19 protein-coding genes and 2 tRNA genes are annotated in these 20,862 nt (G+C 42.5%); 15 read left to right on the top strand and 6 right to left on the bottom strand.

Annotation, left to right across the window (positions count from 1 at the left end; all coding sequences use genetic code 11):
• The first annotated feature begins 57 nt into the window (after nucleotides 1-57).
• From moaA to modB, 8 genes are all read left to right on the top strand, one after another.
• Nucleotides 58-1,164 carry a GTP 3',8-cyclase MoaA gene (gene moaA / locus ACT3RN_RS06900; RefSeq protein ID WP_192519109.1) on the top strand — a complete coding sequence of 369 codons (1,107 nt, stop codon included), beginning with the start codon at nucleotides 58-60 and terminating at the stop codon, nucleotides 1,162-1,164.
• 212 nt (nucleotides 1,165-1,376) lie between these two features.
• Nucleotides 1,377-1,907: a molybdenum cofactor biosynthesis protein B gene (moaB, locus tag ACT3RN_RS06895; protein WP_192519108.1), complete on the top strand. Its 531-nt coding sequence runs from the start codon at nucleotides 1,377-1,379 to the stop codon at nucleotides 1,905-1,907.
• Between the two features lie 8 nt (nucleotides 1,908-1,915).
• Complete coding sequence (mobA, locus tag ACT3RN_RS06890; RefSeq protein ID WP_192519107.1) at nucleotides 1,916-2,626, top strand: molybdenum cofactor guanylyltransferase; 711 nt, start codon at nucleotides 1,916-1,918, stop codon at nucleotides 2,624-2,626.
• 24 nt (nucleotides 2,627-2,650) lie between these two features.
• Nucleotides 2,651-3,157: a cyclic pyranopterin monophosphate synthase MoaC gene (moaC, locus tag ACT3RN_RS06885; RefSeq protein ID WP_192519106.1), complete on the top strand. Its 507-nt coding sequence runs from the start codon at nucleotides 2,651-2,653 to the stop codon at nucleotides 3,155-3,157.
• Between the two features lie 99 nt (nucleotides 3,158-3,256).
• A complete protein-coding gene (locus tag ACT3RN_RS06880; protein WP_225739148.1) occupies nucleotides 3,257-3,556 on the top strand; it encodes a MoaD/ThiS family protein in 300 nt (99 codons plus the stop codon).
• 67 nt (nucleotides 3,557-3,623) lie between these two features.
• Entirely contained in the window at nucleotides 3,624-4,115 is a 492-nt protein-coding gene (locus tag ACT3RN_RS06875) for a molybdenum cofactor biosynthesis protein MoaE (protein ID WP_192519105.1), read from the top strand.
• Nucleotides 4,108-4,953, top strand: coding sequence for a molybdate ABC transporter substrate-binding protein (gene modA, locus ACT3RN_RS06870; protein WP_192519104.1), 846 nt, complete (start codon nucleotides 4,108-4,110; stop codon nucleotides 4,951-4,953). Before ACT3RN_RS06875 ends, modA begins: the two co-directional genes overlap by 8 nt.
• Before the next feature lie 49 nt (nucleotides 4,954-5,002).
• A complete protein-coding gene (gene modB / locus ACT3RN_RS06865; RefSeq protein WP_192519103.1) occupies nucleotides 5,003-5,704 on the top strand; it encodes a molybdate ABC transporter permease subunit in 702 nt (233 codons plus the stop codon).
• A 95-nt stretch (nucleotides 5,705-5,799) separates the two neighbouring features.
• Here the strand turns inward: modB and ACT3RN_RS06860 are convergent, their stop codons facing one another.
• The 4 genes from ACT3RN_RS06860 to ACT3RN_RS06845 all read right to left on the bottom strand — a co-directional run bounded on the left by ACT3RN_RS06860 (nucleotide 5,800) and on the right by ACT3RN_RS06845 (nucleotide 8,542).
• Entirely contained in the window at nucleotides 5,800-6,801 is a 1,002-nt protein-coding gene (locus tag ACT3RN_RS06860; RefSeq protein ID WP_192519102.1) for a D-cysteine desulfhydrase family protein, read from the bottom strand.
• Nucleotides 6,802-6,947: 146 nt separating this feature from the next.
• Nucleotides 6,948-7,751, bottom strand: a complete 804-nt coding sequence (locus tag ACT3RN_RS06855) for a DUF5020 family protein (RefSeq protein ID WP_318779524.1) — start codon at nucleotides 7,749-7,751, stop codon at nucleotides 6,948-6,950.
• A 602-nt stretch (nucleotides 7,752-8,353) separates the two neighbouring features.
• Nucleotides 8,354-8,430 (bottom strand) — tRNA-Asp (locus tag ACT3RN_RS06850).
• A gap of 36 nt (nucleotides 8,431-8,466) precedes the next feature.
• Nucleotides 8,467-8,542, bottom strand: a tRNA-Val gene (locus ACT3RN_RS06845).
• 473 nt (nucleotides 8,543-9,015) lie between these two features.
• Between ACT3RN_RS06845 and ACT3RN_RS06840 the strand changes: the two genes are divergently transcribed.
• The 7 genes from ACT3RN_RS06840 (at nucleotide 9,016) to ACT3RN_RS06810 (ending at nucleotide 19,627) form a co-directional block, all read left to right on the top strand.
• Nucleotides 9,016-10,653: a cardiolipin synthase gene (locus tag ACT3RN_RS06840; protein ID WP_192519117.1), complete on the top strand. Its 1,638-nt coding sequence runs from the start codon at nucleotides 9,016-9,018 to the stop codon at nucleotides 10,651-10,653.
• Between the two features lie 147 nt (nucleotides 10,654-10,800).
• Nucleotides 10,801-12,300 (top strand): tetratricopeptide repeat protein, encoded by a 1,500-nt coding sequence (locus tag ACT3RN_RS06835; RefSeq protein ID WP_192519101.1) that lies wholly within the window; start codon nucleotides 10,801-10,803, stop codon nucleotides 12,298-12,300.
• Between the two features lie 330 nt (nucleotides 12,301-12,630).
• Nucleotides 12,631-14,295 carry a 3-deoxy-D-manno-octulosonic acid transferase gene (locus ACT3RN_RS06830; protein ID WP_192519100.1) on the top strand — a complete coding sequence of 555 codons (1,665 nt, stop codon included), beginning with the start codon at nucleotides 12,631-12,633 and terminating at the stop codon, nucleotides 14,293-14,295.
• A complete protein-coding gene (locus ACT3RN_RS06825) occupies nucleotides 14,292-15,029 on the top strand; it encodes a 16S rRNA (uracil(1498)-N(3))-methyltransferase (protein ID WP_192519099.1) in 738 nt (245 codons plus the stop codon). The genes ACT3RN_RS06830 and ACT3RN_RS06825 overlap by 4 nt, the downstream gene beginning before the upstream one ends.
• Nucleotides 15,030-15,307: 278 nt before the next feature.
• Nucleotides 15,308-16,432, top strand: a complete 1,125-nt coding sequence (locus ACT3RN_RS06820) for an extracellular solute-binding protein (RefSeq protein WP_192519098.1) — start codon at nucleotides 15,308-15,310, stop codon at nucleotides 16,430-16,432.
• Nucleotides 16,433-16,633: 201 nt separating this feature from the next.
• Nucleotides 16,634-18,241 (top strand): ABC transporter permease, encoded by a 1,608-nt coding sequence (locus ACT3RN_RS06815; protein WP_413038445.1) that lies wholly within the window; start codon nucleotides 16,634-16,636, stop codon nucleotides 18,239-18,241.
• A gap of 108 nt (nucleotides 18,242-18,349) precedes the next feature.
• Complete coding sequence (locus tag ACT3RN_RS06810) at nucleotides 18,350-19,627, top strand: ABC transporter ATP-binding protein (protein ID WP_225739146.1); 1,278 nt, start codon at nucleotides 18,350-18,352, stop codon at nucleotides 19,625-19,627.
• 94 nt (nucleotides 19,628-19,721) lie between these two features.
• Here the strand turns inward: ACT3RN_RS06810 and ACT3RN_RS06805 are convergent, their stop codons facing one another.
• Together ACT3RN_RS06805 and ACT3RN_RS06800 are read right to left on the bottom strand one after the other, a co-directional pair.
• Complete coding sequence (locus ACT3RN_RS06805) at nucleotides 19,722-20,579, bottom strand: methyltransferase domain-containing protein (RefSeq protein WP_192519096.1); 858 nt, start codon at nucleotides 20,577-20,579, stop codon at nucleotides 19,722-19,724.
• Nucleotides 20,580-20,635: 56 nt separating this feature from the next.
• A partial coding sequence (locus tag ACT3RN_RS06800; RefSeq protein WP_444518527.1) for a hypothetical protein occupies nucleotides 20,636-20,862 on the bottom strand: 227 nt, incomplete at its 5' end.

Below are 20,862 nucleotides of genomic sequence, written 5' to 3'. Positions count from 1 at the left end.
TTCATTTCATGGATCTCAAATAGTTAAATTCTGCTAAATGCAAATAATAAGTAACGTATGAATAATGATAACGTCAAAATAGGCCGTGCCCACTGGTATGTGCCACCATCAGATACGGCCATAGCCGATGACTATGGTCGGTCGTCTATCGCTGCGCCTGTACATGCAGGGCATGCATCTGAATACACCCAGCCTCTGACCGATGGGTTTTCACGTCGTCTGACTTATCTGCGTTTATCTATCACTGATTTTTGTAATTTTCGCTGTGAGTATTGTCTACCAAATGGTTATCAAGGTAAGCGTCCCGATGATGAGCTAAGTATTCCTGAAATTGCCACATTAATACGTGGGTTTGCGCAAGTCGGCACCAAAAAAGTTAGAATCACGGGTGGTGAGCCATCCATTCGCCGTGATGTCGTAGAGATTATCAAAACTATCAAGCAGACTAACGGTATTGAGACGGTTGCTATGACCAGTAACGGCTATAAGCTCGGCAAGCATTTAGCCAGTTGGCAAGCTGCTGGATTGAATCAGCTGAATATCAGTATGGACAGCTTTGATGCCGCGACCTTTCATAAGATGACAGGCTTTGATAGTCTGCCGCAGCTACTTGCCGATATGGACACATTGTTAGAAACAACAGATATCAAGCTCAAGATTAACAGCATCTTAATGGCAGAGACCGCGTTTGAAAACCTGTTGAACGCCATCGATTATGTCAAAAATAGAAAAGTTACTTATCGTTTTATTGAGTTTATGCAGACCAGTGATAATAGCGACTTATTTTTTGCTCAGCACGCACAGTCTGACAGTATCATAGATTATTTATTGGAGAATGGCTGGCAGTCACATGACCGTGGTAGCGATGATGGCCCAGCGGTAGAGTACAGTCATCCCGACTACGTAGGGCGTATCGGTATGATTGCGCCTTATGCTGCACATTTCTGTGATACCTGTAACCGCTTGCGAGTCAGTAGCCAAGGTCGCGTGCATTTGTGCTTATTTGATCAAGGTAACTATGATATCCGCCCGCATTTGCAGGCAGGTGATGTGCAAGGACTCGTGAATACGTTACATGACTTTATGCCGATTAAGCCTGAGCATCACCATTTACATGACGCTAATAGCGGTATCATGCATAATCTATCTATCATTGGTGGCTAGGGCGTGTATTCAATTCACTCGATAGTTATCTCAATGGGCTAAAAATGGCTGAATTTTTCCAAACATCGTCAAATAGCTGGTTAATATCCCGATATTATCTGCGCTATTTTCCTTGTTTGACGGCAATTTATCTCATTTTTATCACCATTTTTGACATGAAGACACGCCCTAGTATTTTAATAACGACATCGCCTGTCTATTAAGGAATATTTATGAGCAAACCCGCTGCGGCATTTATCCCGCTTAATATTGCTATTTTAACTGTCTCAGACAGTCGCACCTTGGCAGAAGATGCCTCTGGTCAATACTTGGCAGACAGTCTGGTAGAGGCAGGGCATCACTTGGCAGACCGTAAGCTGATCACTGATGATATTTATCAAATAAGAGCGGTGATTAGTGGCTGGATTGCCGATCCAAGCGTCCATGCGGTTATTACGACTGGTGGTACGGGATTCTTTATCAGAGACAGTATGCCTGAAGCCGTAAAGGTACTGTTTGATAAATCCATCGATGGCTTTGGTGAAATGTTCCGTTTAATCTCAAAAGATGAGATTGGCATGTCGACTGTACAATCTCGTGCAGTGGCAGGTATGGCAAATGGCACAGGTGTTTTTTGCTTACCTGGCTCATCTGGCGCGTGCCGTACGGGCTGGGAAAATATCTTAAAAGAGCAGTTTGATAGCCGTACTCGTCCCTGCAATTTTGTGCCGCATTTTATGGCTCAAAACCCAAGCCACGATTGATGTTGTCAATGATGAAGGCTTTTAACCCTTTGGCTAGTTTGGCCGGTATTGTTGTTTTGGCTGGTGGCGCATCCAAACGTATGGGTACGCCCAAAGCGGAGCTCGTTTTGCCGACAGGGGAGCGCCTATTAGATTATCATGTCCGTCATGCACTTGAGCTAAATGCAGTGAATACGAATCTGCCTATTATGATTGCAGACAACGGACGCGGTTTTGAGGTTGATGTAAAACTCATGAAAAGCCGGCCACATTCACCAGCTTTTCATATCTCTGATTATGTTGCTCATGAGAGCGATGAGCAGATGGATACGGCTGGTGCATTGGCTGCTATAGAGTCTGCTATGCAAAGATTGATAGCTATCAATAGCTCAGAAGTCACTCAAGTCAGTCCGTCATCATGGCTGCTGGTTGTCAGCTGTGACAGTTTGATACCAGTGACTGACTTATGGCGCGAATTGCAACAAGCGACTGTTCAAGCTGTTGATAAAAAAGCGATTTGTTTGACAGATGCGCATCATTTATATCCATTATTGGGGCTTTATCAGTTAAGTATTGAGCCTGATTTACAAGCCTATATCGATAGTCATCAGCGCCGAGTAATACCGTTTATTAAGCCGATTGTACAACCTGTACCCTTTGCAAAGAGCTGGCAGCACTTGACCAATTTTAATACCCCTGAAGATTTTGAGCAGGCATGTGTGGCTTTAAGTAATTTATAAAAAGTCTATTGAGAGAAATTATCAATGAATATTAGTAGCCAAGAAACCAATCAATCTGCCTTATCCCATCTAGACAGCGACGGTGACATCACCATGGTCGATGTGAGTGACAAAACTGCCACGACACGCGAAGCTTACGCTGTTGGACAAGTGCGCTTTCCAAGCGAGATTTATACCCAAATTAAAGCAGCGGATGGCATGACCAAAAAGGGCAGTATCACCCAAACGGCGCATATCGCTGGCATCATGGCGGCGAAACGTACGCACGATCTTATTCCACTTTGTCATCCATTGCCGTTAGATAAGATTGGTTTGAGTTTTGACTATGATGATGCCAGCCACAGTATTGATGTGAGCGCAACTGTCAAAGTGACCCATAAAACAGGGGTTGAGATGGAAGCGTTGACAGCGGTCAGTGTGGCTTGTCTGACTATTTATGATATGACCAAAGCACTGTCACATGACATTATTATTGATGGTGTTCGTCTGATTAAAAAGACAGGTGGCAAGTCTGATTATCAACATAAATAAGACTATCAGCATAAATAAATAGCATCGTTCAATTTTGTTTGAATATTTAGCGATATAATAAATATGAAGCTCGACAGCTTGTAATGAATAGAAGGTTTTATGAGTACTACGGATGTGATGGATAATACTGATATAGAAAAAAATAGTGACTCATTGATGACTATCAACGTTTTGTACTTTGCAAGCTTAGCTGATGAAGCAGGCTGCTCGCAGGAAAACATTAGCATAGATCAGTCAGCATCACTCACTGAGTTGTATCAACAGTTGACGCAAAAACATCGTTTTAGTCGCCCGCAGTCAGATCTACGCGTGGCGGTGAACGATTATTTCGTTAAATGGACAGACCCTATTTATGATGGTGATAGCGTGGTGTTTATCACACCAGTTGCTGGTGGTTAGATAGGTGCTCACTCATATTTTAAAAGCCTAGTATAAAAGCCCAATATAAAATAAGTAGAGAAAGTAAATGACAGATAATGTTCACAGTCATTCGATGACTATCAAACGTAGCGTAGATGATGTCTATGCAGTCGCTGAGCGTGATGGCTTTGCGTTATTAGATGTAGCAATTGATGAAGACAGACTCAAAAAAATTCTTGATGATGACAGCTGCGGCGCGTTTGTATGTTTTGAAGGAAGAGTACGCAATCATAATAATGCTACTAGTGTTAATCGTTTGACTTATTATGGTTATGAGGATTTAGCAATCAATCAAGGCCGGGCTATTATAGAAGAGGCCAAAAAACGTTTTGAGATTACGCATGCTATAGCGATACACCGTATTGGTCCTTTGGAGATCGGCGATGTAGCTATTTGGGTAGGTGTGGTTTCTGCGCATCGTTACCCAGCCTTTGATGCATGCCGCTGGATATTAGACACGGTAAAAGCAGATATTCCCGTCTGGAAACAAGAGTATTATCAGGACGACTCTTCTAAATGGTTGAGTAATAATGGGTAGGTTGACCGTTGCTGTCTCTGTCTTTACTGGTTTAATATTGATGTTAAGCGCTTGTACGCAAGAGAGTGATACTGATATAGAGTCTGCGACTAAATTATCTGAGACTAGTCCAACTTTACGTATCGCTGCCGCTGCTAATTTGTCTGATGTGTTACCTGATATTATTAAGGGTTATCAGGCAGATAAAGCTCTAGATGATCAAAGCATCGATGTGACTTATGCTTCGTCAGGCAAATTATATACTCAGATTAAAGCAGGCGCTCCCTATGATATTTATTTATCAGCCAATCAAGAGTTTCCTGCCAAGCTAGCCAAAGAAAAGGCAAGTCAGGTTAATGGCTCTAATGACACAACCTATCAGCTATTTACTTATACACAAGGTCAGTTGGCGCTGTATAGTGTGTCCAAACCCTTAGATAAAATCTATACAGCATCGCTATCTGATGTATTGATGAATGACGATAACGCTAAAATAACCATCGCCAATCCTGAACTTGCTCCGTATGGCACATCGGCAAAAGCGTATCTACAATCACAACATATCTATGAGTTTTTAAGTCAGAAAAAACGAATCATACAGGCAGAAAACATCAGTCAAGCTTTTCAGTATGCACATACAGCTAGTGTCGATTATGGTTTCGTTGCGCAGTCACAGCTCGTCGCTATCAAAGCCGAGCCTGAGCAGTTTATGACACTAAAGCCAGATACTTATCCTGCTATTTTACAAGATGGTATCGTAATCAGCGATTCAAATAGGGCAGTAGATTTTTCTGACTACTTACGTTCAGCCGTAGGGCAGCAGTATTTTTCGCAAGCAGGTTATTTGTCCGTGCAGTAGCTAAATATAGTCCTTATCTTGACCACATTGAGAAATGAGCAGTGATACTATGATAGATCCATCGCTTATGTCAGCTATGCTGAGTCCATTTTGGGTAAGTGTTAAGCTGGCTAGTGTCACCACTTTATGTTTATTGCTATTTGCCACACCTGTGGCGTATTGGCTTGCTAAACCTAGTCGCCACCACTTTGTGGCACGGTTTAAAGTTTTGCTCATGGGCATTATTGCGATGCCGCTCGTTTTGCCGCCTACCGTTATAGGTTTTTATCTTTTATTATTGTTCAGCCCCAGTGCTGGAATGGGTAAATGGCTGAGCGAGCATGGCATCAGTCCCTTGATTTTCACCTTTGAAGGTTTGGTGATTGGCTCTATTATTTATTCGTTACCTTTTTATATTCAGCCAGTTTATGCGCAATTCATACGTATTCCGCATAGCGTTATGGATGTGGCACGATTATTAGAGCCGAGCCGTTTTAAGCGGTTTGTCAGAGTCGCGTTACCACAAGCGCGCATCGGTATTGTGCTCGGTAGCTTGATTGGCTTTGCTCATACGATTGGAGAGTTCGGTGTCGTATTGATGATCGGCGGTAGTATTTCAGATGAGACCAAAGTAATATCAATTGCGATATACGAGCAAGTAGAAGCGCTTAATTATGAGGCCGCACACATGATGTCAGGCTTTCTTATTATTATCGGTGTGTTTATGGTGGTTTTGATTGCTAGTTTGAGTCGCATGCACCAGAGCTCATAACACTTAAACGAACTAGCGAGTCTTTATTTTCTCACTAGTAGAGGCATCGGTCAGTTTGAGGGCACTTATCAGAGTAAAGATACTAGTAATTGCCATTAGAATTTCTGAGCAAAGTCCAAATCATTTGAATATGCAAATAGAGCGGGTGCGCCGCCTGTATGCCAAAACAAAACGCTGTCAGTTTTTTTAATTACTCCTATGCGAATCATATCTATTAGCCCGCCCATCGCTCTGCCTGTATAGACAGGATCTAACAGTATGCCCTCAGTTTGTGCTGTCAGGGCAATCGCTTCGTTTTCTAATGCACCAACCACACCATAACCTTCTCCGACATAGTCAGAGTTTAGTATTAAGTCCGACTCTGAAAACTCATAATCTGCACCGATTAACTTTGCCGTACGGTTAGCAAGAGAAAGCGTGTACTGATCAAACGGAACTTTGTCCGTTTCACCTTTATCAATATTGATGCCTACTATTTGGCAAGGTGAGTTGAACGCTTTTTTACCAAGCATTAAGCCAGCTTGTGTTCCTCCAGAGCTTGAAGCAAAAATAATATGAGTAAAGGATAGATTCATACTTTTGCGTTGCGACTCTAGCTCTTTATAGGCTTCTACAAATGCTAAAGCACCCAGCTCATTTGAGCCACCATAAGGCACAACGTAAGGTTTTTTACCTTGGGTTATTAATTGTTCGACAATGTCAGGAATATCCTCGCCCTTGCGATTGGCGCCTGCCCAGTGGATATGACAACCGAAGATTTTATCTAGCAACAAATTGCCGCTGGCTTGCGCAGGCTCTTTGCCACCTAAGACTAAATGGCACTCCAGTCCCAAACTTGCAGCAGCAGCGGCAGTCTGGCGACAATGGTTCGATTGCGCAGCACCCGCAGTGACAATCGTATCAGCACCTTTAGCCAGTGCATCACCGATAATAAATTCAAGCTTGCGCGTTTTATTACCACCCAATGCGAGTCCAGTATTGTCGTCTCTTTTCATAAAAATGGTAGGGCCATCAAGCTTTTTGCTCAACTTGCTAAGCGCTACTAAAGGCGTTGGAAAAAATCCTAAAGACTCTCTAGCGATGTGGTAGTAGTTCATATTTTTCCCATTTTATAATAAAAGATATGACAGATAAGTTTGACTCAAATTCACTACTGGTTTGGACGTCATTGACTAAAGACAAACCAAATCGCCCCATGCAATATTGAATATTAGCATGAGGCTATTTTTAGATAAACAGCTATTTAAAAGTGCAGTTTAACCAATGCACTAGGTGTATTTTGAGTTTGATCACTACCATATTTATTTCTCCAGTAGCTATATTCCATACCGACTTCTAGGCGGTTATCAATGCCCAGTGTATCCTGTAAGTTATATTTTATCTGTGGATTGATATGCAGTTGATCTTTTAAGTCATCGTTATTAAACGAATAGTCCACATAACCATCAATGACGATGTTGTTTTTTTCCCAGCCATAAGTCAATGTGATTTGTTGGTCATCATCCGTATTGTCATTAAAGACATGGTATATAGACGCGGATGCGTATTTCATACCTGGAATAGGTACATTTAGGTCTGCACCAACACCGACCATATAGTTGTCTTGGCTAAAGCCCGTACTGTTTGAGCCAAACTCGTATTGACCTGCTAAGTTAACTTGTTTGATAAAACTGTCATCAAAGGTTTGTAATTTGAATTTAGGCGCGAACTCACCATACGTTTCTTTATATTTATTATTATCACTATCGCTAGCACCTTGATGGCGATCAACAAAGAAAAACACGCCGCCCCAAGTATGGGTAGAGGCATGCTCTAGTGTGATGGTCGTTAATTCACCATCTTCTACCAGCTCATAATCGTCACCATATAGGATAGACAGACTGGTGTCGCTAAAGAGTACCTTAGCATGAGTATTACTCATGGCTCCCAATGCGACAATAGTAACTAAAGCTGTGGTTAGTGGTTTGATCAAGAATAGGTTTTTTTTAACGTTACTTTTGGAGGCTTGGATAGATAGGGGTAGGCTTGCAGATAAGTTGTAATGCACAGTAGTACTCCTTTATATACAGTCATTGGCCTTAGCAGGCTCGATATCATGGTAGAAATAGCTTTGATGTTCTATCAAAAATCTATCTACATTGCTAAGGAGAAATCTCAGTCAACTTGCAGTACAAATTAACTATAACGAAGATGAATACGCCAAATATAAGCGTGTTTCATATTGCAAAAATTCACACGATTACTGTAGTTTTGTTGCAACATTTTTTAACACTCCGAAACAGTTAAGCATTTTTTATAATCACTGACAACGATATATTTACTATGAATACAATGTCTTAGAGTGTTCTAAGTTTTTGATATTGTCTAAGTTTTTGATTTAATTGATTTAACTGACCATTTGGTCAGGAAAATAAATTTTGTAAGGAAAAGTGATTGTAGATAATAGTTGGGCTGTTTGATGACTGGCGGAAAACAGAGTTATTGAGGACAAGAAAAAAACGTGATTGATAGAAAGGGTGGTGATAAATAGAGGTGGAATGGGCGATATACCCTAGTATGTCAGAATTTTTAGACACAAAAAAACCTCAAGTAAACTAATACTTGAGGCGAAACTTGCTTAAACTCGTAAGTTTAAATTTGTTTTAAATATGGCGCAGCGGACGGGACTCGAACCCGCGACCTCCGGCGTGACAGGCCGGCATTCTAACCAACTGAACTACCGCTGCTTAGGTCGTTTAGCTTTTTTACCACAAGCTATTAAGTGGTGGGTGATGACGGATTCGAACCGCCGACATTCTGCGTGTAAGGCAGACGCTCTACCAACTGAGCTAATCACCCTGAGAAGCGTTCAAAAATTGCACCGTAATTTTAGCTTCGCAAGACAAAATCTTTTAAATAAGATTTTGTGTATTGCTTCATTAATATAAGCTGTCACACTTAAATTAACTTTATCAGCTAGGATTGATTAACTCCCCTTGCTGTGGATGTGTATTATATAGATTTACACATGGCTGTCAAACGGTTTTTAAAAAAAATAGTAAATAATTTAAAATGCTTTATAAATATCATTTTAAACAGTAGCTTACTGATTGTATTTATTCGCTTTTTTATAAATAGGCTTATTGTGATTGGTTATTGTTTGGTAGCCAAAATCTACGATATAGTCATGCCACTATAAAATTATTACGGCGTTAACCTCGCTTGAAGTATTAGATATACGTCTACGATCGGTTGCCTTGTACTACTTTTAAATTGAATCGACTATACTGTTGATGCTTTACTGCTTATGCTTTATTTTTTTATTTTGATTGTTGGAGGCGGGCATAGATAATTCTACGGTTGAACAAACCTTTGCGACCTGGTCTTGGGGATACTTTGCGGGATGGGGTCTGGTATTACATATTGTTTTAATGATAGTGATGACGCTACGGGTTGTCTCCGTACAGCGTAACATAGGTGTGTCTATTGCTTGGGTTGCTGTGCTTTATACTCTACCTGTTTTTGGACTTATCGCGTATATATTGCTCGGTGAGCCGATGATTGGGCGGCGCTATCGTGAGCGTGTCGACCAAGCAAGCCTATTGATGAATGATATGGCGCGGCGTGAGAACCTCGTGTTTGATAAAGGCCAAGACTTGCTAACAGATAACTATCGCGGTGTCAGTCAGATAGGTACGCGTTGGACAGGATTGGGTGTGTTTCCCAATCATAGTATGCAGCTATTAACAGCTCCTAATACGATTTTTCAGAGGTTGATTGAGGACATCAATGCCGCACAAAGCATTATTCTGATGGAGTTTTATATTATTTATCCAAAGGGACAAGTGTTAGAGGTAATAGAAGCTTTGTCAGCAGCATCGCAGCGCGGCGTAGAGTGTCATATATTGGCTGATAGTGTGGGCAGTTTTAGCTTTTTTAATAGTGGTGCGCATCGTACATTAGAGAAAGCAGGTGTTTTCGTTCATCAGTCGCTGCCAGTGGGACTATTTAAGACATTGTTTAAGCGCTCAGATTTGCGCAATCATCGAAAAATGGTGGCTATTGATGAGTATATCGGATATATCGGTAGCTTTAATTTGGTTGACCCCAGATTCTTTAAACAAAATAAAAATGTTGGACAGTGGATTGATGTGGCGATACGTACAACCAGCCAACACTCTATAAGTATCACGACAGCCATGGCAATAGTAGTGGCGACGGATATCGGTGCTGAAAATAATGATAACCTACATGCGCTCAACCAGCGAGTGAATGGCTATACTCGTAAGCTATATGTGATGAATCCGACAATCAATGATCTAAACAGCCGAGTGAAGGTATTAGGTGAAGCGGTTGACTGTCATGAGCAGCCTGATATTGGCTCTACATCCATTGTCATACCAAAAATGCCTGTCGTAGACAATGTGCTAGCTCAGCTGATACCTTCTGCACCGCAAGTGACCGCTCATGTTATTTATAATACCTTGGTAACGGTGATTCATCGCGCTAATAAACGCATTTGCATCACTACGCCTTATTTTGTACCTGATGAAGCATTGTCAGGCGCATTAACGACAGCGGCTAAGCGTGGAGTGGATGTCACACTGATTGTGCCTGAAAAGGTTGACTCTTTTCTCGTGCAGCATGCCTCGCAGGCTTATTATCAAGAGCTGTTGGATGCGGGTGTGACTATTGCTTTATTTAAAGGCGGGTTGTTGCATACTAAAACGGTGGTGGTCGATGACGATTACTGTCTGTTCGGTACGGTGAATATCGATATGCGCAGTTTTTATCTTAATATGGAAGTTAGTCTGGCTATTTATACGCCAGAGATGGTTACTCAAGTGGCTGATTGTCAAGAAGTCTATTTGCAAAATTGCCGATTTTTGAATTTGGAAGATTGGCAGCAGCGCCGCGGTACAGAGCGACTGTTTGACAATGTCGTTCGCTTGTTTAGTCCTTTATTGTAGCCTTTTTGATTTTAGGGTAAGGTGAGCTGTCTATCTCATTTTCATTACTATGTGTAAAATGAAGACACGCCTTAAAATAATGACAGATTTTATAGTAATTTTGTTTTTCTTATTATTGACTTACTTCTATACAGGACTCGCTTGACTATGTCTGCATCACCTATCACGCCTTTTGATTATATTGCCGAAGGCTATTGGCAAGATTTTCTAGCTGGACGTGCTATCGCTGGTGGCATCGCTTATGAGACTGAACTTCGTAATTGTACGTTGGATGAATCGCTAGCCAGTTTACAGCGTGTCGATACATTGCTATCACAAATCCGCCGTGAAATGATTAAAGTTGGACAGTGGGACGAAAACACGCTACTCGTTGATGAGCGCTATCGCAACTTTATGATGTTTTTAGCATTTTATGCCGGACGAGTGTTGGCACAGCAATGGCAAAGTACACCGCATTGGTACGGACAGTTTGAGATACATAAGCGCTATCCTGAGCTACCTCTTATAACTGATGATTTTTATCAGCATATGGCAGTCATCTACCGTGATGCTTCTGATACTCAAAAAACAACGTCATTGTTTTTTGCCTTAGAGCCGATAGGATTGCGTTTGTTTGGTCACATTGATAGGCCGTTTGAAGCCGTAAAAGGTGGCCAAGTGGCTAGTGGCTTGTATCAAGCCGTAAGCTCAAATCTGCCAATATCAGATGATGCTCAAGTAGCTCCAGCCGTTAGCTCAGTAAGAGCAGTCATGCCAGCCAAGCCTATCATACAAAATACCAGTAAGCGTACGTCAGAAGATGCTTATTTGAATACGGCAAAGGCAGCCAGTCAGAATGAGGTATTGAAAACAGACTCATTGACTGATATGCCCGTACCTAAGGCTGTATCAAAGTCTGAAAACGACAATCACCCAATCCAGCCTACACTGTCTAAAGTGACACCATCAGTAGAAACGACTAAATCAGTAGACAGTACTAAGCCAGAAGGTATTGCATCCGTAGACTCTACATCAAACGAAACAATACCTTTGTCAAAAAGCGCACCAACGCCAGATATGTTTACGCAGTTGCTTATAGAGTTGAATGAGATAGAGGTGGCGCAGACGTCGGGTCATGATGAATATCATCAATCTTCCACCGTGTTAGAGCAGTTTGAACAACACATTGCCAAACAAACTAAAGCACGTGCGCAAGTGGTGTTTTCAGAGAGTCAGATGGCTGCAAAGAAAAAAGCACTCTCAAAATTACAAGTTGCTGCTAATGCTGGAAATACTGCTGCAATGCTACGGTTAGCGATGTATGAGCTGCTTAATGAAGGTCTTGCAGCGGACAAAAATGCTTCGGCAGAATCAGGTACAGCATGGGTTAAACAAGCCGCTAGTAAAAATGATAGCCGTGCACAGCGCTTGTTAAGCAAGATGTACTACCAAGGTATCGGTGTGGTACAAGATATCGATAATGGTAAATACTGGTTAGAGCAAGCTGCTGAAAATGGTCACACGGAAGCAGCGAAGATTGTCATGCAATGGCAGCAAGCGCAAGCATTAATCACCACACAAAAACAAGAGCAGCATAGTACTAAGCGATACCAGTTATTATTGGTTGCCGTGATAGTCATTGCATTATTGATAATACTCATTGTTTAAGTGTGGTAGCTAGGGTGTGTCTTTAGTTCAATCGATAATCATTTAGATGAGTTAGAAATGGCTACATCCTGCCAAATGGCGTCAAATATCTGACTACTTACCTTGATATTATCTGCGCTATCTTTATTGTTTGACGGTCATTTATCTCATTTTTATCACCACTTTTAAAATGAGGACACACCCTAAACTACAGGTCTATGTAAAGGTTTACGGCTACTTGACTAAGACGTGCTATAAAAGTTTATTGTTGAGCGCCAAATTCAGGTAAAATTGGCGCGTTTTTTGCTGCTATTTTCTCCTATTTGATCAATTACTAATCTAGGCTGTTTCATGCCATCTTCTGATACCTCACCTGATTATTCCTCACAAGCGACTGGCTCTGTTGATTCCGTTAATTCTATATCGTTCATGAGACATGCTGTTTATAAGCCGCCTGCTTATTATCAACTGGCGATTGGACTATTGAAGCCGTTATATCGACTGCAAGTATGGCGAAGATCGCATAAGCGTGAGAACTATCAACAAGAAGTGGAGCAGCGTTTTGGTAAAAACTATCCATCAAGCCCAACGGTGTATGCAAGTACGGTTATGCCAATGGCTCAGGGCAATGCTAATGACAATGCTAATAAGGGTATCGTTTGGTGTCATGCTGTCTCATTGGGCGAGACCAATACCGTTGCACCGTTACTGGACAGGTTATTGGCTCATGGTTATCAGGTATGGTTGACCAATACCACGCAGACGGGGTTTGCTCGTGGTGCTAGCCGTTTCGCTGATGATATTGCTCAAGGTCGCATGAGTCATAGCTACGTGCCTGTAGACAGTCCTACCGTGATAGAGCAGTTCTTAAATCATGTACAGCCTACCGTTGCCTTGTTTGTAGAAACAGAGCTTTGGGCGAATATTTTAACCAAGCTCTCAGAACATCGTATTCCTAGTATCTTAGTTAATGGTCGGCTATCAGCATCTTCGTTTAAAAGTTACCAAAAGATAGGTGCGGTTAGTAGCAGTATGATGAAAAATCTGGCGTTGATTATTGCGCAAGACAATGACTCTGCTAAACGTTTTCGGCAATTGGGAGCCGATAGCGCACAAATTCGTGTGGCAGGTTCTTTAAAATGGGTGATTAATACGCCTAAAACAAGTATTTCTAAAACCAATGTTTCTAAAATCAGTGCTCCTACCAGCAGTATTTCTCAAACTAACTTCTTGGAGAGCGATGACGCTGTTGCTGAAATGAAGGCGAGCGATGCAGCAGGCAAAAGTAGCGAAATACTAGACCAAAAAGTTAAACTGGCACAAGCGTTTGGAACAACTGAGCGACCAGTTTGGGTAGCAGCAAGTACGCATAGCGGTGAAGAAGAGACGGTATTGTCACTACATAAGCATCTACTATCTAATCCAGCGCTTGCTAACACGCTACTAATTATCGTACCGCGACATCCTGAGCGTTTTAACGAAGTGGCAGCGCTCATTGAAAAGTCAGAATTAACAATGACACGGCGCAGTGCAGACCAGGGCATTAACCCTGAGACACAAGTTTATTTGGCTGATAGCATGGGTGAGCTGATGACTTGGTATGCATTAGCAGATGTGGCGCTAGTTGGTGGGTCGTTGGTCGATGTCGGTGGTCACAATCCTGTCGAGCCAGCGAGCGTAGCAACACCTGTGATAATGGGTGGTTATACACAATCTTGCCAAGTGGTGGTTGATAAATTGTCTGAAGTAGGTGCGCTGTATCAACCACATAACACCTTTTATCACCCTGTTACTCAGGACGCAATAAGTACCACAAGCTCGCTGAATACCGATAAAAATGATGATATAGAACTTATTTATCAGCAGTTGTTATCTTGGTTGAGTCATCTTGATGTAGCAAAACAGGCAGGACAAGCTGGCGAGCAGATGACCGTGCAACAACAAGCAGTATTGATACGTCAATTTACGATGATTGAAGACGTTATCGAGCAGTATGCCAAACAAGAGATACTATGAACTGTATATTATTGCCCGATACTAGCTTTTCGCATGACTCTGCGCAAATCAGTGAGTCATCACAGGTCAATCATGTCCATAACGTACTCGCCGCAAAAGTCGGTGATACACTAAAGATTGGTCAGCTAGGTGGTCAGCTAGGCACGGCAATCATTGAAAATATCTGCTCGGATAGCATTCAGTTGGGTGATGTTCAACTGACTACTGAACCTCCACCCAAGTTAGACTTAACCGTCATATTGGCACTGCCACGTCCTAAAGTGTTACGACGCTTGATAATGGATATGACCGCACTTGGCGTACGAGATATCATTCTTATCAATAGCTATCGCACACAAAAAAGCTATTGGCAAAGTCCAATGCTGGCACGGCTTGACGAGTTTTTATTAGAAGGACTACAACAAGGCGTCGATACGATAGCACCTCGAATTAGCTTAGAAAAACGCTTTAAGCCATTTGTCGAAGATAAGCTGGCAAGTATTATGACCCACCGAGGTATTGTTGCGCACCCTTATAGTGAGCAGTCATTTGCACAGTATTTGCGACACCAGCAATCATCATCTACAGCAAAAAACTTACCCAGCTTAGTCTGTATCGGCGCTGAGGGTGGTTGGATAGATTATGAGATAGCAATGCTTGCCGCGCAGGGTTGTGAAGCTGTCAATATTGGTTCACGTATCTTGCGGACAGAAGCCGCTGTGAATGCTATCTTAGGACAGTGGCTGCTACAGTGAACTTCAAAAAAAGGAACCCTAAAAAAGCTCAAAAAGTATTAAAAAATCTATGACTGTTTGGATTGTCAGAACCAGCAAGTGTAGGCTTTAAATAGCCATCGTTATATCTGTTGCTAGATGTGTTTTTGAATAAGACAAATGTATTGATAATTAATCTCATTTCTATTAGTATGTTGTTTTGAAGTATTGCGGTGTTACTATCCTAACAGTCAGGGTTTTTATAGCTGTTTTGCCTTGTCGCCATCTTATCTTTCCGTTGTATTATTGTGGGGAAAACCATGTCACTGAATACCATTAGCGCTAACCTAACTTCTACTAAGCTCGTCTTACCTGTTGCTATATTGGGTATGATGTTGGGATTAGCGGGTTGTAATAACTCATCTACAACAGAAGAAAGTGCGGAGACAGATACAGCAGCAGATAGTAGTGAACAGCAAGCTGCGAATGGTGATGTTACGAGTGCAGACGGTCAAACAGTGACTATTTATTCTTCACGTAACGAGCAGTTAATTAAGCCATTGCTAGATCGCTATACCGAACAAACAGGTGTGAAGGTTGAGCTAGTCACAGACAGCACTGGTCCGCTCATGGCACGGCTAAAAGCAGAAGGTCAGAATACACCCGCTGATATGCTTTTGACCGTTGATGCTGGTAACTTATGGCAAGCTGCACAGCAAGGTTTGCTACAGCCAGTATCGTCTACTGTATTGGAAGCTAACGTTCCTGCAAAATACCGTGATCCACAAGGTCAGTGGACCGGTTTGTCATTACGTGCTCGCACTATCTTTTATGACCCAAGCAAAGTCAGTGCTGACCAGTTATCTACTTATGCAGATTTGGCCGATCCAAAGTGGAAAGGTAAGTTATGCCTACGCACGTCTAAGAAGGTCTATAACCAATCACTTGTGGCCAGTATGATGGAGCACTTGGGTCAAGAAAAAACGGAAGAAATCGTTCGTGGTTGGGTAGATAATTTAGCCACTGATGTGTTCAGTGATGATACCAGTATGCTTGAAGCCATCGCTGCTGGTCAGTGCGAAGTAGGTGTGGCGAATAGTTATTATTATGGTCGCATACTAGATGAAAAACCAGATTTCCCTGTCAATATATTTTGGGCAAACCAAGGCACGACTGGTACGCATGTCAATATCTCAGGTGCTGGTGTAGTGGCAAGCTCAGACAATCCAGATGGTACGCTTAAATTGATAGAGTGGTTGTCATCTGATGAGGCACAAGGTCTTTATGCCAGCTCAGATAAAGAATTCCCAGTGAAAGAAGGTGTTGATGAGTCAGATATGCTCAGATCATGGGGTCCGTTCAATAAAGATGATATCAGTGTGCAAAAGTTTGGTGAGCTACAAACCCAAGCGATTCAATTAATGGACAAAGCAGGTTATAAATAGAAATCATAAATAATACCAATCTCAAAACGACCGTGACGAAGTTTGATAGCGTTTACGGTATTTTGGGATTTGATTTTATATAAGGTTTCTATACGTATGACACGGTAATAATTTATGAGCACAACGCCAGATGCGTCTGTACGCAACAGTGCTACAGTCGATGACATTAGCAGAAATAGTGCTAGTATCGACAAACATCACATGGTCAGTCAAGACCATGCCACTCGGAAATGTATCTTTTCAAAATCAGTCTTAGGGCTGATTTCGTTGTTTATGCTTGTGCCAATTGTGATTGTGCTGTTGTCGTGGACGCAGCCAGTTGCCGATATTTGGACGCACATGGCAGAGTATGTGCTGCCGCAAGTCCTAAAAAACACCGCGACTTTATTGTTAATGGTCACGGTTGTTTCTGGTACGGTCGGTACCGTACTTGCGTGGATAACCAGTATGTATCGCTTCCCTGGGCAGCGGTTTTTTTCGTGGGCGCTAATGTTGCCGCTAGCGATACCGGCTTATGTCTTGGCATTTGTTACCTTGGGTATTGTTGATTTTAGTGGGCCATTGCAGACAGGTTTGCGTGATTTAGGTATTAATACAGCAATTCCTTCGGTTCGTAATATCTGGGGTGCCGGTCTAGTCTTGTCTTTAGCCTTTTATCCTTACGTTTATTTACTGGCGCGCCAAGCGTTTTTATCGCAGGGTAGGCGCGCGATTGAAGCAGGGCAAATGCTGGGTTTAACTCGTGGTCGCGTGTTTTTCCGGTTGGCACTGCCACAAGCACTACCGTGGATCATCGGCGGATTACTACTGGCCAGTATGGAAACGCTTGCAGATTTTGGCGCGGTGTCAGTATTCAATGTCGATACTTTTACCACGGCCATTTATAAAGCATGGTTTGGCTTCTTTAGCTTGACCACTGCGGCACAGCTGGCAGCCTTATTAATCGGTATGGTGTTTATCGTTGTGTTGTTTGAGCAGTATTGGCAGGCAAAGCGTGGCAACTCTATCACTCAAGGTAGTAATCAGCGCTTTGAAGCCAGGACCTCTGCCAAATGGGCCATGACGTTATTATGCACAATGATTTTTGCAGTGGCTTTCTTTATACCGTTTTTGCAACTTATCTATTGGACGGCGTTGAATTTCAGGCAGGATTTTGATGCCCGTTACATTGATTTTGTGACCAATAGCATCATGATTGCGAGTATGACCACGATTTTTATCGCCTTTTTGGCGGTTATTATTGCTTGGATTAAGCGTCAGTATCCTGATAGATCAACCAAGCTAATGACCACGTTGGCCAATTTGGGTTATGTGGTGCCCGGCACGGTCTTGGCTGTCGGCATATTTATTCCCATTGCTTGGTTAGACAATCAGATGATTGCTTTTGGCATTACGTCGCAGCAGCTGCTATCAGGTAGCGTGATTGTTATGTTACTGGCGTTGTCTACGCGCTTTATGACCGTTAGTTTTCAGCCGGTGGATCGCCAATTACAGCGATTGACCATCAATCAAGAAGCGGCTGCCAAACTGCTGAGTGATAGTGCTTATCAACGATGGCGACATGTGATGTTGCCAGTGCTGAGTCCTGGTGTACTAACTGCATTATTAATGGGCTTTGTTGAAGTCATGAAAGAGATGCCAATTACGTTAATGACTCGGCGGCAAGGCTGGGATACGTTGGCGGTTCGAGTGTTTGAGATGACCAGTGAAGGTATGTGGGGACGTGCTGCATTACCAAGCTTATTGATAGTGTTGGTCGGATTGCTGCCTGTTTGGATATTATTGCGTCAAAGTGACAAACAAAGTTAACCTTGATTGTCTGAAATAAGTCGAAAATATTCAAACGTTTCCATCACGTTTTATCCATCGTTCTACGAGTTTTATTTATTAATCGCTAACTGCTAACTGGTACTGTCTATGCACACGGATCTAACTAAAAACTTATCAGACTCTCAAGCAACAAGTACTAAGCCAACAAGTGCTAAGCCAATAGAGCCTCAGTCTACTAGCAGGTTGGCGCAAGACCGTGGTTTTAGCTCAGATACCAAAGACGCTGCTGATCCTTATTTTAGTGTGCAAGATTTAATCGTGGGCTATGACGATACGATCATCGTCAATGGACTGTCATTAGAATTACAGCAAGGCGAGATTGGTTGCTTTTTGGGGTATAGCGGTTGCGGAAAAACCACGGCATTACGTGCGATTGCAGGGCTAGAAGAAAGTCGCGGTGGCCGTATTCAATTAAACAATCAGTGCCTAACGGATAAAACGGCTCGTACCTCATTTGCCGTAGTACCAGCCAAACGTGACATGGGTATGGTGTTTCAGGACTATGCGTTATTTGGTCACCTAAGTGTGGCAAAAAATATCGCTTTTGGCCTCAACAAATGGTCTGCCACTGACAAAAAAGCCCGTGTGGCTGAGATGCTAAGCCTTGTCGAATTAACCGAGCATGCGGACAAACGTCCTAGTGAACTCTCAGGTGGTCAGCAGCAACGGGTAGCACTCGCACGTGCACTAGCGCCAAATCCCAAACTTTTGCTATTGGATGAACCGTTTTCAAACCTAGATGTGGTGCTACGCGAGTCATTGGCTATGAATGTTCGTGATATTCTAAAACGTACCAATACCACCGCTATATTAGTGACGCATGATCAAAACGAAGCGTTTGCATTGGCGGATAAAGTCGGCGTCATGAGTGAGGGTAAGCTGGTGCAGTGGGCAACGCCGAGTGAGCTTTATCATGAGCCTATTAGTCCGTTTGTCGCCGAGTTCGTGGGCGAGGGGGCGATGATAGATGGCATCATCAAAGAAGGTCATGTTGAGACGGCACTCGGTGATATCTATCGCCGTATGGAAGTCTATGATGAGTCTGGTCACCCACAGCATTGCGAGTATGATTATCCAAATGGCACACTAATTAAAGTGCTGGTACGTCCTGATGATATCATTCATGACGATGACAGTACGCAGACAGCACTGATTATCGGACGTGTGTTTCGCGGGGCGAACTACTTATACCGCTTACAACTTGACGATGGACAGACCGTACTATCGCTAGTTCCTAGTCATCATAATCATGAGATAGGTACGCGCATCGGTATCTTACCGATGCTTGAGCATGTGGTTGTATTCGATGAAAAAAACATCAATGCCACCACATGGTCAGAGTATGATGGGTCAGGGGCGGCGTAGACAAAGGATATATAGGAACTGCATAGATAAAACTGCATAGACAAAACAGTTGGCTGAGCTCAATTTAGTCTCTTATTTTATTGGCTCATTATTGCTATGTTTTTCGGGTGGCCAGTATATGCAAATAACGTCCCAGCCACTTATACGGCTCTAGTTGTGAGTAACGCAGCTCCATCCGTATTACCGCTTCTGGATCTGTATGTCCGCCACGTTTGAGTGGTGAATAATCATGAAACACACGCAGTCCACTGGTACGAACCGTTTGATAATGATGGGCGACTAACCAGGATTCCACCTCTTGTTTAGCCACAGGGTGATTGGGTGTCAGGCTTTTCTTATTATCAGCTTTATATTCGGTATTATCGAGTAAGTTGAAATTTCCCATAATCAGGTTGCGATAATCGAAGCTAGCAGGGTTATAGAAGCACAGTGATAGTGCACCACTATCTGTTAGTTGGCGATCAAAAAAGTCCATAACCATTGCAGGTTCTGCCAACCACTCAAGCAATGCGTGACATAAAATTAAATCAAATTTTTCTGTGCCTACCTGAGCCAGCTTGTCCTCAAGCGATTGATACGGACAAACATACCAGTTGATATCAAGCTTTTGATCCAACTGTGCAGCACTTGTCTTGGCTTTTTCTAGCATGTTTTCTGATATGTCATTGATGATGACCGTATGACCTTGTTTTGCAAGCTCAATAGCAATCTGTGCAAGTCCTGCACCCACATCTAAGATACGTAAATGTCTGCCAAGATCTTTGCTCATTTGGGCGCAATGCTCAAAGATATCACGGCGCAGTACCGCCAATCGAATGTCACCTTTTAGACCACCATAGACTTTTTTTTCAAAGTGATCAGCGATGGCGTCAAAGTTGCGGTCAGTACGTGTGTCTTCTGATGGTATGGAGTGATTTGAATCAGATTGGTGGTTTTGATGTTTAGTTGGCATAAGGCATTCATATCAATAAGTAAGAGGGTTAAAGTAATAAAACTATGGATGACAATCTAGCGTTTCAAACGTCTATTAATTACCCATTTAAAAACGACCTTCGCTAAAACAATAACGATAAGTACTACGATAACAAATACCCAGATACCATTACCTTGTAGGTTTTTTTGATAGGCTTTTGCTAAGTATGCAGATAAAGCCATGGCGACTAAAAGTGCTCCCCAACGGACATAGGGGACAGCACGATTATTATGGTTAGGAAAGTTAGTGACATAATCGCTTG

Source organism: Psychrobacter sp. AOP5-GZ1-6 (assembly GCF_052376345.1).
GTDB lineage: Bacteria > Pseudomonadota > Gammaproteobacteria > Pseudomonadales > Moraxellaceae > Psychrobacter.
Note: the sequence above shows the minus strand (reverse complement) of the source record. Positions and strands in the feature narration are given on the sequence as shown.